The following is a 12666-nucleotide window of genomic DNA, read 5'->3' as shown; positions in this document are numbered from 1 at the left end:
ATTTTTTCCGCGCCCCCGAAGCCCCCCGGGAGGTTCCGATGATCACGGTACGGCAGGCCCCCTGAGCAGTCGCGTCGCCCGGGCGCCCGTTCCGGCATCGCTCAGGTGCCGCGCCGCTCGTCCGCGTCGAAGGCCGCGAGGGCCAGCGCCCCCGGTTCCAGCGACCGCCGCAGCGCCGCCCTGGCGGACGTCTCCAACCCGCCCAGGGCTTCGGCGAGTTCGTCCGTCACGTCCTGCGCGATCTCCTCCGCCACCGCCTCCGTGGCTGTTCGCGGCCCCAGTTTGCTGACGGCGGCGGCCGCCCGGGCGGGGGTGAGCAGCGCCGATGCCTGGACCAGCAGCCACGCCGGCACTCCGGCCGCGCCTTCCGGCGGGGGCAGATAGGGGCGGGCGCCGCCGTAGCGCTCGTCTTCGGCGAAGGCCCGCTGTTTCACCTTCACCAGCGGCCGCACCACCGCCCCCTCCGTGCCCGACTCCTGCCATTGCCCGGCCGGTTTGAGGACGTACCCTTCCGCGAGGTTGTCCGCCAGTTCGGGCAGCCCGTTCAGCGCGGGCACCCGGCTCGGGAACAGCACGGGCAGGTCGTGCAGCGCGTTCAGCGGGCCGTGTGCGAGGAGCGGTACGCAGGTGAGCCCGGCGGTGGCCGCGATCGTGCGCAGGGCACGGTCGGCGATCCACCAGCGGCCCTCGGGTGTCTGCACGGTGGCGTCGAAGGGCAGCCAGCGCAGGCCGGGGTCGTACCAGATACCGGTCTGCACCGGGTCGACCCCGGCGACGGCAGGCACCTCGGGGTGGGGGTAGCGTCCGCCGGCCAGTTCGCCGTAGATCGTCACCACCGCCGAGGGGCCCCAGGTCTCGCGCACCGCACGGGCGAACCGGGCCGCGGCGACGGCGAGTCGGGGCCAGATGCGGCTCACCCCGAAGAAGTCGTCCAGGGCCTCGTCGTCCAGCAGTTCGCGCCGTTTCGCGGCCCGCACGGAGTCGCCTTCGCAGACGATCGCGAAGTGCGCGCCGTGCACCTTCTCCGCCGCGGTCCACTCGCGGCTGCCGGGTCCGCCGGAGCGGCCGCGCGCGGGGATCTTGGGGTAGGGCCGCAGCTCGGCCCCGTCGAACGCCGTCGTCTCGGACACGAACGGGATCCTCGCCGCTGGGCCCGCTCCCCGGCAACCGGGATTCCGAAGGAGCTCGGGTCTCCCGTCAGCGGCGGGGGGCGGGTACGCCGGCGGAGCGGAGTCTGGCCTCGGTGAGCGCGGTCAGCCGGGCCGCGACGGGTGCCTGGTCGCCGCGGTGGTTGTCGATCAACCGGTACTGGGCGGAGGCCCTGCTCCAGGCCCGCAGGCTGGCGGGGTCGCCCAGGAGGGCGGGGTTGGCGAGGTAGTGGTCGGCCATGGCGGTGGCGAGCTCCTCGATCCTGGGGTCGTCCGGTTCCCAGCTCTCGGCTTCCTGGCCGCGCTTGGCCAGGTCGACGTACGCGGGGTCGTCGAGGCGGTGTTCGAGCTGGGCCAGGAAGCCGTCGAAGCCCTCCGGCACGAGCACCCGGGCCAGCACCAGGGCCTCGCGTTGCGCGGCCACGTAGTCGGGGCCGAAGCCGAGGCCGGGCATCCGGTCCAGGATCGCGCAGGCGCGTTCGGGCAGCAGGGCCCGGTCGCCGTCGGCGAGCCGGTGCAGCGTGTCACGGCGTGCGCTCAGCTCCTCGATCCGTTCGGTCAGCCGCCGTCCGACATCGGCGACGGCAACGGCGAACTCCTCGGTGCCGGCATCGAGGAGGGGCCGGATCTCGGCGAGCGGCACTCCGGCGGCAGCCAGCGTGCGGACTTGCACGAGCCGTAGCAGTTCGGCCGATCCGTACCGCCGGTAGCCGGAGGCGTCGCGCGGCGGTTCGTCGACGAGCCCGAGCTGGTGGTAGTGCCGCACGGTCTTCACCGTGACGCCGACGTAGGACGCCGCCTGCCCGATCGTGACTCCGTTCGCCATCTACTCTGCCTGCCTCGTGCTCGGGCCCGGCGGCTGCGCGCACTGCCGCCGGCCGGGTGGATGGGGACCGCCGGGTGGATGGGGACCGCCGGGTGGATGGGGACCGCCGGGTGGATGGGGACCGCCGGGGACCGCCGGGGACCGCCGGGGACCGCCGGGGACCGCCGGGGACCGCCGGGGACCGCCGGGAACGATCCCCCCGAAGCGTACGGGGCGCGGGTGTTCAGCCCGTCGGCCGTGCCGGGTCGGCCTGCCCGCCGCGGAACACCTCGTCGACGAGGCGCTGTTGGACGTTCTGGAACCCGGCCGCGAGGGTCATGTCGGCGTCGTCCACGTAGCTCAGCCCGGCGGTCAGGGTCGTGCGGCCGTCGGGGGTGGCGTACATCAGCGTCGCCGAGCCGATGGTGGCGCCGTGGTGGTGGTAGAGGGTGCCGACGCCCGGGCCCAGGTCCTGCGCGAACACGCCCAGGCCGTAGCCGACCGTCGCCTCCGGGGTGCGCATCTCGGCGAGCAGATCGACCGGCTGCCCGGTCGGCAGGAGCCTGCCGCCCATCAGCGCGGAGAAGTACGTGTGCAGGTCCCGGGTGGTGGAGATCATGTCGCCGCCGGCCGCGACCCAGGTGGGGTTGTGGCGGGTGATGTCGACCGTCTTCTCCTGCCCGTCCTCCTCGTAGCGGTAGTAGCCGTGGTTGTGGGGCTCGGGGATCTCGGGCGAGGTGCCGGGTGCGACGGTGCCGGTCATTCCCAGCGGCCCCAGGATCAGCCGCTGCAGTTCCTCGGCGAACGTGCGGCCGGTGACCGCCTCGATCACCAGCCGGGCCAGCACGTAGTTGGTGTTGGAGTAGCTCCAGCCCGTGCCCGGCGCGAACCGGGCCGGCTTGGACAGCGACAGTCGGACCAGCTCCTCGGGCGGGTAAACGCGGAACCGCTGGTCCACCCATTCCCTGCCGCGCCAGGCGACGCCCGGCACGACCGTCCCGTCCTCGAGGAGTTCACCGGTGTGGCTGAAGATCCCGCTGGCGTGCTGCAGCAGCATCCGTACGGTGATCCGCCGGTCGAGCCCGAACGCGGGCAGGTGGTCGGCGGCCGGAGCGTCCAGGGCGATCCTGCCCTCGGCCACCAGCATGAGCACCGTGGTCGCGATGAAGCTCTTGGTGGAGCTGCCGATGCGGAAGTGCCCATCGGCCAACGCCTCCGCGTCCCGGCCCAGTTCGCGCACCCCGGCACTGCCGGCCCACTCGCCGTGTTCGTCGTTCACCCGCAGCTGCACCCCGACGAAGCCGGACGCGGCGATCTCCTCGATCGTCTTCCGCAGCTCCGGACGGTCCTGGCCCTGGTGGGAAGAGGTGGTGGACATGGCGCTCTCCTTCGCATCCGTGGTGCCCGGCTCGGTGCCGGGCCCGCTGCGATGAGCCTCCACCCCGCCCCAGGGTCAACCTCAAGCGTGATCCGGGTCACATCCGTGGACCCGCCCGAGCCCCCTCGTCTCTCCGCCCCTCCGCCCCGTCGGCGCCCGGTCAGACCGCCCGGTCAGGCCGCCCGCTCAGACCGCCCACTCCGTCCGCAGCCGCGCGAAGGCCTCGTGGAACCCCGGGAAGGTCTTCCGCACGCACCCCGGGTCGTCGAACGTGATCCCGGGCGTGCGCAGCGAGGTGACGGCGAAGGACATCACGATCCGGTGGTCGGCGTGCGTGGCGATCTCGACCGGGCGGGGCGTGCCGGGGTGGATCTCGATCCAGTCGTCCCCGGTCGCCACCGTGATGCCCATCGCGCGCAGGTTGGCGGCGCAGGCCTCGAGCCGGTCGCACTCCTTGACCCGGGTGTTGTGGACGTCCTCGATCCGCACCGACCCGGACGCGAAGGGCGCGATTGCCGCGAGGGTGGGCATGGTGTCGGAGATGTCCCGCATGTTGACGGTGAGGCCGTCGAGCGTGCCGTCGCCGGTCACCGTCGTCCGGTCGCTCCCGATGTCCACCCGGACGCCCATCCGCCGCAGCACGTCCACGAAGCGCAGGTCGCCCTGGAGGGCGCCTCGGCCGAGGCCGGGGACGGTGATCTCCCGGCCGGCGAGGGCCGCGGCGGCGAAGAAGTAGCTCGCGGTGGAGGCGTCCGGCTCGACGGCGTACCCGGTGGCCCGGTAGCCCCCGGACGGCACGTCGAACACCTCGCCGCGCGGCGTCCGCTCCCGCTTCACCTCGACCCCGAACTCCCGCATCATCGCGAGGGTGATGCCGATGTACGGGGCCGAGACCAGCCGGGTGACGGTGATCCGCAGCCCGTCCCGGGTGAGCGGGCCGAGCAGCAGCAGTGCGGTCAGGTACTGCGAGGACTCCCCGGCGTCCAGGGTGAGTTCGCCGCCGCGGACGCCGTCGGCGACGACGGTGAGCGGGTGGTGCCCCTCGGCTTCCTCGTGCCGCAGGTCGACGCCCAGCTCGCGCAGCGCCCGGGTCAGCGGGGCGACCGGGCGGCGGCGCATCTGGGCGGAGGCGTCGAAGCGGTAGGTGCCGTGGCCGGCGGCGGCGAGGGCGGGCAGGAAGCGCGCGGTGGTGGCGCCGTCCCGGCAGTACACCTCGGCCGCCTCGGCGGCGGGCCCGGCCGGCCGTCCCGTGACCCGCCACCGGTCCGCCGCCCGCTCGACCTCGTAGCCGAGCGCGGCCAGTCCCTGCGCGAAGCCTTCGGTGTCGTCCGAGGCCAGTGGCCGGTGCAGGGTGGTCACGCCGTCGGCGGCGGCGGCCAGGAACAGCGCCCGGGCGGTGATGGACTTGGACCCCGGGATCTCTACGGCAGTCACGGCAGGCTCTCCCCACACAGGTGTTGTCCGGACCGAGGTGCGTCCGGCGGCGTCGGCCCCGATCCTGCCCCACCGACCCCCTGCCGTTCCCGACCATCCACGGACCGGACGACGACGGGGAGGACGACCGGACGACGATGCCCGGACGACGACGACCGGACGACACGGCCGGACGACGACGGCCGGACGCCGTGGGCTCGGCAGCGCCCCCAGAGCCCGAGCCTCACGCGCCCTGCAGGCCGGGCACGACCAGCCCGGACTCGTACGCGATCACCACCGCATGGGTCCGGTTCTGCGCGCCGAGCTTGGTCAGCACGTTCCCGACGTGCGTCTTCGCCGTCTCCAGGCTCACCGCCAGCGACTCCGCGATCTCCGGGTTCGACAACCCGGTCGCCATCAGCCGCAGCACCTCCTCCTCCCGCCCGGTCAGCGCCGCCCTGGGCAGCGCCTCGGCCGAGTTCAGCGGGCGGGCGGCCACCATCCGGCGCAGCGCGGCCGGGAAGAGAATCGCCTCCCCGGCCGCCGCGACCCGCACCGCCTCGGCGATCTGCGGGACGGGCCGCCGCTTCAGCACGAAGCCGCTCGCTCCGGCGCTGAGCGCGGCGGTCACGTAGTCGTCGTTCTCGAAGGTGGTGATCACGACGACCTTCGGCGGGTCGGCGCTGTCGTCGAGCAGTGCGCGGGTCGCCTCGATCCCGTTGCGGCGCGGCATCCGCACGTCCATCAGCACCACGTCCGGCCGCAGCCGCCGCACCTGCTCGACGACCTCGACCCCGTCCGCCGCCTGCCCGACCACCGCGAGGCCCGGCTGAGCCCCCAACAGGGTGCTCAGCCCGCTGCGGGTCACGGGGTCGTCGTCGGCGATCAGAACGGTGACGGGGGCTTGCGGGCTGCTCACGCCGCCAACCGTAGCGGCAGCCGAACGGCCAGCCGCCAGCGCCGCGGGGCGTCGCCGTCGCCGTCGCCGTCGCCGTCGCCGTTGCCGTTGCCGTTGCCGTTGCCGTCCGGGCCGGCCTCGAACTCGCCGTGCAGCAGGCGGACGCGCTCGGCGAGGCCGGTCAGGCCGTGGCCGGAGGTCGGGAAGCCGCTCGGCCCGGCCTTGATCCCGTTGACGACGCTCAACTCCAGCCCGTCCGCCGCCACCGCCACCCGGAGCCGGATCGGCCCGCCCGCCCCGTGCCGCAGCGCGTTGGTCAGGCCCTCCTGGACAATCCGGTACGCGGCGCGGGAGAGCGTGCCGTGCACGGCGGCCGGGTCGCCGACGGTCTGCGTCTCCACGACCGCGCCCGCGTGGCGCAGCCGGTCCAGCAGCTCGGGCAGGTCGGCGAGGGTCCGGGTCGGCGCGGTGCCCGAGTCTTCCTCCCTCAGCACCCCCAGCACGTAGTCCAGATCCTCCAGCGCCGCGCGGGTCGACTCCTCGATGCTGCGCATGGCGGCCCGGGCGGCCACCGGGTCGGCGGCGAGCACCTCACCCGCGACGGCGGCCTGGATGGTGGCGGCGGTCAGGGTGTGCCCGATCGAGTCGTGCAACTCGTGGGCCAGCCGGTTGCGTTCGGCCAGCGCCCGCTCCCGCTCGGCGGCCAGCGCCAGCCGCTCCGCCGACGACGGCCCGAGCAGCCTCGGCGCCAGCCACCGCAGCGCCCCCGACACCGCCATGAACAGCACCAGCGCCAGCGCCAGGAAGATCGCCGCCGCCACCCAACGCCAGCCGGCCGTCAGGTCCTTGGACCACCCGAACAGGCTCAGCTGCGCCTTGCCCTCCGCGTACCGGCCGGGCAGGAACAGCGCCATCACCAGCAGCACACCGCCGCCGAACAGCACCACCCACCCCGACACCACGTGCAGCACCAGGAACACCGGCGTCCGCCACCGCTCCCCCGGCGGCCCCTTCACCGGATCCGGCACCGCCACACCGAGCAGCCGCCGTGCCACCCGGACCAGCACCCGCCGCGTGCCCCCGGCCAGCCCGGTCACCCCGATCAGCACGGCCCAGAGCAGCAGCGCCGACCCCGCCTGCACCACGTAGGGAGCCGACCGCATCCCGGCAGCGGGTACCAGCGCGACGAGCGCCAGGGGCAACCCCGCCAACGCCCCGAGAACGGCGAACAGCACACCCGTGTAGGTGGAGCCGCGCAGCAGCGGCCGGATTCCGTTGATCATGGTCGCCAGTATTGCCGTGCCCACCGGCGCCGACCTCCCCCGATCGAGGGAGCACCCGAACTCGTACACCTGCTCGGGCAACTCCGGTTGAGCGATCCGGAACTGCGGTACGTAACGGTAAGTGACGGCTTCGGGGAGCGGGCTCGCAGTCCGCCCCGCCCACGGGAAGGAAGCCCCCGTGAAGATCCGCACCACGACCCGGGCACCGGCGAACGCCCCACGTGCCCGAGCGAAGGTCACGCTGGCGCTCGCGGTGGCGGGGACGGCCGCCGGGCTCGCCGCCCTCCAGGGCTGCGGCAGCCCGGGACACAAACCCGTACAGTCCGCGCCCACCCAGCCCGCGCCCGCACAACCCACGCCATCGCCCACACCGCCCTCACCCACGCAGCCGCCGAACCCGCCGCCGTCGAACCCGCTGGACAACGTCGGCACGGCGGGCAACACCCTCGCCGTGAAGATCGACAACGTCGGCGCCCGGGTACAGGCGATCCACCAGGGGCTCGCCGAGGCCGACATCGTGTACTGGATCGAGGTCGAGGGCGGCCAGTCCCGGTTCCTCGCCGTGTACGACGCGAACCACCTGCCCGCCCTGGTCGGCCCGGTGCGTTCCGCCCGGCAGACCGACATCCCGCTGCTCCAGCAGTACGGGCACCTCGACTTCGCCTACAGCGGCGCCATCAGCGGGCTCATCCCGCTCCTCGGCGCGGCCGACCTGCGCAACGTCACCCCGTTCACCGACCCGGCCGTGTTCACCGACCGCGCCGTCGACCCCACCTTCATCGACCCGCACCGGATCCTCACCGCGCACCCGTCGGTGCCCGCCCGCTCCCCCGGCTTCACGTTCGGTGCCGCGCCCGCCGGGGGCAGCCAACTCGCCGCCATGACCTGGCACCTGCCCGCCGCGTCGATCGGCGTGCGCTTCGACGGCGGCGCGTACGACGTCGCCGTGGACGGCCGCCCGGCCTGGTCCGGCACCGCGACCGTCGTCGCCCAGCACGTCGGCATCGTTCCCGGCCTGTTCACCGACTTCAACGCCGGGCACCCCGACAACGAGGTGTTCACCCGCACCACCGGCTCCGGGACGGCCGAGGTGCTGCGCGACGGCCGGGTGTGGAGCGTGCGGTGGAGCCGGCCGGACCCTGCGGCGGGCACGTCGTTCACCCTGCCCGACGGCGCCGCCGTGCCCTTCGCCACCGGGCCCGTGCTGGTGGTGCTGGTGCCGTGACCGTGCACACGGCGGCACTCCCCGCCCGCCGCCACACCGAGCAGCACGCCGAGCAGCCGACCGAGCAGCACAGGAGCAGCCCACCGAGCAGCCGACCGAGCAGTAACAGGAGCCGACCATGGCCATCTCCCCGCTCCCCCGCCGCACCGCCCTCAGCCCCCGGGTGCTGACCGTCTGGCTGCTCAAGGCCCTGGCGGTCGCGGCGCTCGCCGTCGACGCCGCCATCCACGCCGAGCTCGCCCCCGACTACGACCCGTACGGCGCGGACATCTCCCAGGGCACGCTGTTCCGGGCCGAAGCCGCCGTGGCCTGCCTGGCCGCGCTGCTCCTCCTGCTCGCCGCCCGCCGGCGCGCGGTGTGGGCGTTCGCCTTCCTCGTGTCGGCCTCCGCGCTCGGCGCCGTCCTCCTGTACAGCCACGTCGACGTGGGCACGCTCGGCCCGCTGCCGAACATGTACGAGCCGGCCTGGTACCCGAAGAAGACCGCCACCGCGATCGCCGAAGCCGTCGGCACCGCGGCCGCCCTCGCCGGCTTCCTGGCCATCCGCCCGGGACTCCTCACCAGACTCCGGCGCCCACCCTGGCGCTGAACGCCGGCTCACCGGCAGGTCGCCCTCAGGCCGGCCGGGTCAATCGGCCGCCGTGAAGTAGGCGGCCGGATCAAGGGAGTTGAGCGCGATCCAGCGCTGCGCTTCGGTGGGCGCCCGGCCGCCGCCCGCCGAAGCGCGGAAGAAGCCCTGCACGTCTAGAGCGATGCGGGGATCGTCGTCGATGCGCCGCGCCATGTCGTAGTAGACGGACAGCTCATGGACGCACCGCGGGGTGGCGGACGGGCAGGAGCAGTCGACGCTGTCGAGGGCCGGCGCGGGCGGATGGCCCGCGTCGGCGAGCGCGCGGTACAGGTCGTCGGTGAGCAGGGGCTGGATGCCGCTCAGCTGACGGGAGATCTCGGCCGCCGCCTCCGGGGACATCGGCGCGACCTCGATCGTGACCACCGAGGTGCCGCGACCTCGGTGCACGACGGCACGCACGGTCCGGTCGTCGAACGTGATCCGGACCTTCCCGTCGCGTGCCGTGCGGCGTGCGCTCGGCAGCTGGGGATCAGGACGGGTCTGGCGCAACGACTCGGCGAACCGGACCCAGTCCTTGCCCCACTTCGTGTAACCGTAGTCGTGGTCGGCCATGGTCAGTTGACTCGCTTCCGGCGCAGGACCTCGATGAGACGGTCGTCGTCAAGTCGGGCCAGCTCGGCGACGCCGGACGTGTCGGCGATGTCCGACAGCGCGGACTTGCGGTCGTGCATGGCCGCGATGTGCTCCTCGACAGTGGTACCGGTGGTCAGGGTGGTGACGGTGACCGGGCGGGTCTGACCGATCCGGTGGACCCGGTCGGACGCCTGGGCCTCCACGGCCGGGTTCCACCACCGGTCGAAGTGGATGACGTCGGCCGCGCGCGTAAGCGTGAGCCCGGTGCCCCCTGCTTTCAGGCTGAGGACGAGCACCTTCGGACCGTCGTCCGACTGGAACCGGCGGACGATGTCGGCCCGCTGCTCCTGGTTCAGGCCACCGTGGAAGAACGGCGCACTCACCCCGAACTGTTCGGCGAAGTGCCGGACCAGCAGCTCACCGGTCTGCCGGTACTGGGTGAAGACGAGGGTCGGCGAGTCGCTCTCCAGGTTGTTGGCCACGATGTCGGCGCACAGGTCGAGCTTGCCCGACCTGCCCGACAGCTCACCGAGGTCGTCCGTGATCAGGCCCGGATGGTTGCAGACCTGCTTGAGCGACGTCAGGACCGCGAGCACCCGGGTCTGCCGCTGGGCGCCGCTGCCGAATCCGTCGTCGATGACCTGGTCCAGCAACCGGTCGTACAACTGCTCCTGCTCCTCGCTGAGGTCGCAGATGAGATCGGCGTGGATCTTGGCTGGGAGTGACCCTGCGACCTGGGACTTCTTCCGCATCAGCACGACCGGCTCGACGGCCCCGCGCAACCGGGCCGAAGCGGCCGGGGAGCCGTCCGCGATCGGCCGCACGAAGCGACGGCGGAACTGCGTCCGGTTCGCGAACAGCTGCGGTGCGACCAGATTGAGCAGCGCCCACAGCTCGTCGAGGTGATTCTCGACGGGCGTTCCGGTCAGGGCGATCCGTGCGTCGGCCGCGATGGTGCGCGCGGCCTTCGACACCTGCGTACGGGGGTTCTTCAGGACCTGCGCCTCGTCGAAGACCGCGGTGCTCCACTGGATCCCCGCCAGGGCCGGGCCGTGCGTGCGCAGCGTGGGGTAGCCGGTGAGCACCACCGTGCCGCTGTCCACCTCGGGCAGCGGCCCGCCGCGCCAGGTCGTGGTCCGCAGTCCGGGTGCGAACCGCGCGATCTCGTGCGCCCAGTTCCCCACCAACGACGTGGGGCAGACCACCAGTTGCGGCGCCCTCTCGGCGCGTCCGGCGATACAACCGATGGCCTGCAGGGTCTTACCCAGTCCCATCTCGTCGGCCAGCACCGCGCCGCCGTGCGTCTCGATGGTCTCGCGCAGCCAGCTCACCCCGCGCACCTGGTAGGGCCTCAGCTCGGCGGTGAGCGCCGTGCGCATCTCGGCCCCCACCGAGGTGGTGCGGCGGAAGACGCCGCCCGCGTGCTCTGCCGTCGTCACCGCGACGCCTGTGGTGTCGGGGACCGCGTGCGCGGCGACCGGAAGGGCCGACTCGCCGCCCGCGATCCACGACCGCCAGGCCTTCACCGACCGGCCTGGCGAGTCGAGGGGCACGGTCAGGAGCCGGTCCGGCTCGATCAGCACGCAGTCGACGTCGGACACCTTGAGCCTGCCGAGGTCCGGCGTCGGCACAGCCAGGGGAACGGTCTCGACGTCGCCGACCGGCGGGGCCGCCCCCACGGCGCCGTCGGCCCAGGTCCACAGGGCGAACATGTGCCGGTCGGGCAGGTAGGTGGCCTGGCTGTCCGACCGCGTCTCGGGGAGTTTCTGCCTGGTTCCCATGGCGTCAGCGGGTGCCCACGTCGTGGCCCTCGCGGACGGGCCGGGCATCGGCCCCGGCAGCCGCGGGCTTGCGCTCCGGGCGCAGGGCCGGCATCAGGCCAGCCGCGCCGAGGAGCGCGATGAGCATGTTCCAGTTCGCACCGACGAACTTCGGCAACGCGGATGCAGTCATGAATACCTTCGGATGCGGTTCGGAAAACCTGACGAGCGGAACCGTAAACAACCGTCAGGCGGGTGTCAATTCCCTGTCGACCGATAACAGTCGGCGATTTTCCGGCGCGGTCGAGGGCATGCCGCCCAGCGTTCTGTCAATTTTTGCAGGTGTGGCCGGGCCGATGATTCATTACGGTCCGGGGGAAGGCATGCCGCCAAGTGCCCTGTCAATTCCTGAACCCGGTGTTTGACCTCGCGGGAATTCCGTGCCACGGAGGCGGGACACGGGGGCCGGCCGCCCCCGCCGGTGCGCCTGCTCCCGGAACCCGTCCTGGCGGGTGGCCTGGCGGGTGAGTGGCCTGGTGCGCGTCGGGAGCGGCAGAGCACCCCGCTGGCCACCCCGTGCAGGCGGCTCTTTCGGCCTGCCGATTCAGCGACCTGAACGCCCTTCCCGCATATCTTCCGAATGGGAGGAGAAGAATTCACCCGGGTCAGTGGGGCGGAATTCGGCGAGTTTGCACGGAGAGGCAGAGAAGAGTGACCCTACAGGGCCAATGGTTACGTCCCGGACAATCCCTCGGCGTACCCATCGGATTCTTGCCGCTCGGGATATTCCATGCGCTGCGTCACAACAGCATACGGAAAGCGGATGTCGTAGCCGTTCTGGCCGTGACGGTGCTGCTGATCGCCTGCTCCGCCGGTCGCCGCCTCGACACGTGATCACCGCCGGCTCGGACTCGCCCTCCGCACGGAACTGGCCGACATGGCCGCCCGCCCGGCGTCCCGTCACGCAGGAAGCACGAGATCACGACCTCGAAGTGCATGCTCACGACCGCGAACGCCGACCCGCACCGCTGACGAACCAGCAGCAACCCAACGAGAAAAGGTGCCTCCCTCAGCAACTTTCGTCGCTGTGAGAAGCACCTTTTCGTCGGTGTTTCATTGTGCGCGAGGGGGGAGTTGAACCCCCACGCCCTTTCGGGCACTGGAACCTGAATCCAGCGCGTCTGCCTATTCCGCCACCCGCGCATCTGGGTGATGGGTTAAGCATAGACCATCTCAAGGGGTGCTTCTGACCACCTCCGGGCGACGCCTGCTCGCCCGCCGTCCGGCCTTGCCCGCCGGACGCGAGCGGTGCGGCGATCCGGGCCGGCGCCGCTTGGAGTCCGGGTCAGCAGTCGACCGGGAAGTCGCCTGCCTGAACCGCCTCGATGAAGGCCCCCCAGGAGGAGTCAGGGAAGGTAAGGACCGGGCCGTGCGGGTCCTTGGAGTCACGGACGGGGACGAGGCCTTGGAATCCGGGGGCTACCTCGATGCAGTTGCCGCCGTTGGTGCCGCTGTAGCTGCTCTTCCGCCAGACCAGCATTGCCAACTCCTT

General features: G+C 72.6%; 13 protein-coding genes and 1 tRNA gene. 3 read left to right on the top strand and 11 right to left on the bottom strand.

Translation table 11 applies throughout. The features are described from left to right. Positions 1-101 precede the first annotated feature (101 nt). The 6 genes from ACZ52R_RS11405 to ACZ52R_RS11380 all read right to left on the bottom strand — a co-directional run bounded on the left by ACZ52R_RS11405 (position 102) and on the right by ACZ52R_RS11380 (position 6925). Entirely contained in the window at positions 102-1130 is a 1029-nt protein-coding gene (locus ACZ52R_RS11405) for an RNA ligase family protein (protein WP_465623032.1), read from the bottom strand. A gap of 67 nt (positions 1131-1197) precedes the next feature. Beyond that, positions 1198-1974 (bottom strand): MerR family transcriptional regulator, encoded by a 777-nt coding sequence (locus ACZ52R_RS11400; protein ID WP_465623030.1) that lies wholly within the window; start codon positions 1972-1974, stop codon positions 1198-1200. A 223-nt stretch (positions 1975-2197) separates the two neighbouring features. Continuing rightward, entirely contained in the window at positions 2198-3331 is a 1134-nt protein-coding gene (locus ACZ52R_RS11395) for a serine hydrolase domain-containing protein (RefSeq protein ID WP_465662564.1), read from the bottom strand. A gap of 186 nt (positions 3332-3517) precedes the next feature. Continuing rightward, the gene (gene aroA / locus ACZ52R_RS11390) at positions 3518-4765 is read right to left on the bottom strand and encodes a 3-phosphoshikimate 1-carboxyvinyltransferase (RefSeq protein ID WP_465662562.1); all 1248 of its coding nucleotides are present in this window, start codon (positions 4763-4765) and stop codon (positions 3518-3520) included. Positions 4766-4988: 223 nt separating this feature from the next. Further along, positions 4989-5663, bottom strand: coding sequence for a response regulator transcription factor (locus ACZ52R_RS11385; protein ID WP_465623027.1), 675 nt, complete (start codon positions 5661-5663; stop codon positions 4989-4991). Then, positions 5660-6925: a sensor histidine kinase gene (locus ACZ52R_RS11380; protein WP_465753363.1), complete on the bottom strand. Its 1266-nt coding sequence runs from the start codon at positions 6923-6925 to the stop codon at positions 5660-5662. The genes ACZ52R_RS11385 and ACZ52R_RS11380 overlap by 4 nt, the downstream gene beginning before the upstream one ends. Positions 6926-7103: 178 nt before the next feature. Here ACZ52R_RS11380 and ACZ52R_RS11375 point away from each other — a divergent pair, with 178 nt between their 5' ends. Together ACZ52R_RS11375 and ACZ52R_RS11370 are read left to right on the top strand one after the other, a co-directional pair. Then, positions 7104-8150, top strand: a complete 1047-nt coding sequence (locus ACZ52R_RS11375) for a DUF3048 domain-containing protein (RefSeq protein ID WP_465753362.1) — start codon at positions 7104-7106, stop codon at positions 8148-8150. Between the two features lie 118 nt (positions 8151-8268). Then, positions 8269-8739 carry a hypothetical protein gene (locus ACZ52R_RS11370; protein WP_465662554.1) on the top strand — a complete coding sequence of 157 codons (471 nt, stop codon included), beginning with the start codon at positions 8269-8271 and terminating at the stop codon, positions 8737-8739. A gap of 39 nt (positions 8740-8778) precedes the next feature. Here the strand turns inward: ACZ52R_RS11370 and ACZ52R_RS11365 are convergent, their stop codons facing one another. Genes ACZ52R_RS11365 through ACZ52R_RS11355 form a run of 3 tightly spaced genes read right to left on the bottom strand, consistent with a single transcriptional unit; the run spans position 8779 to position 11262 of the window. After that, entirely contained in the window at positions 8779-9333 is a 555-nt protein-coding gene (locus ACZ52R_RS11365; protein WP_465623019.1) for a hypothetical protein, read from the bottom strand. Between the two features lie 2 nt (positions 9334-9335). Next, on the bottom strand, positions 9336-11135 hold the full coding sequence (locus ACZ52R_RS11360) for a DEAD/DEAH box helicase (RefSeq protein ID WP_465662552.1): 1800 nt from the start codon (positions 11133-11135) through the stop codon (positions 9336-9338). Positions 11136-11139: 4 nt separating this feature from the next. Then, the gene (locus tag ACZ52R_RS11355) at positions 11140-11262 is read right to left on the bottom strand and encodes a hypothetical protein (protein WP_465623016.1); all 123 of its coding nucleotides are present in this window, start codon (positions 11260-11262) and stop codon (positions 11140-11142) included. Here ACZ52R_RS11355 and ACZ52R_RS11350 point away from each other — a divergent pair. Further along, a complete protein-coding gene (locus tag ACZ52R_RS11350) occupies positions 11255-11539 on the top strand; it encodes a hypothetical protein (RefSeq protein ID WP_465662550.1) in 285 nt (94 codons plus the stop codon). The two genes, ACZ52R_RS11355 and ACZ52R_RS11350, sit on opposite strands and share 8 nt — an antisense overlap. A gap of 694 nt (positions 11540-12233) precedes the next feature. Here the strand turns inward: ACZ52R_RS11350 and ACZ52R_RS11345 are convergent. Further along, positions 12234-12317, bottom strand: a tRNA-Leu gene (locus ACZ52R_RS11345). 142 nt (positions 12318-12459) lie between these two features. Next, positions 12460-12654, bottom strand: coding sequence for a DUF397 domain-containing protein (locus ACZ52R_RS11340; protein ID WP_465662548.1), 195 nt, complete (start codon positions 12652-12654; stop codon positions 12460-12462). Positions 12655-12666 lie beyond the last annotated feature (12 nt).

The sequence above is a fragment of the Kitasatospora sp. NPDC034023 genome, from assembly GCF_055575795.1.
Note: the sequence above shows the minus strand (reverse complement) of the source record. Positions and strands in the feature narration are given on the sequence as shown.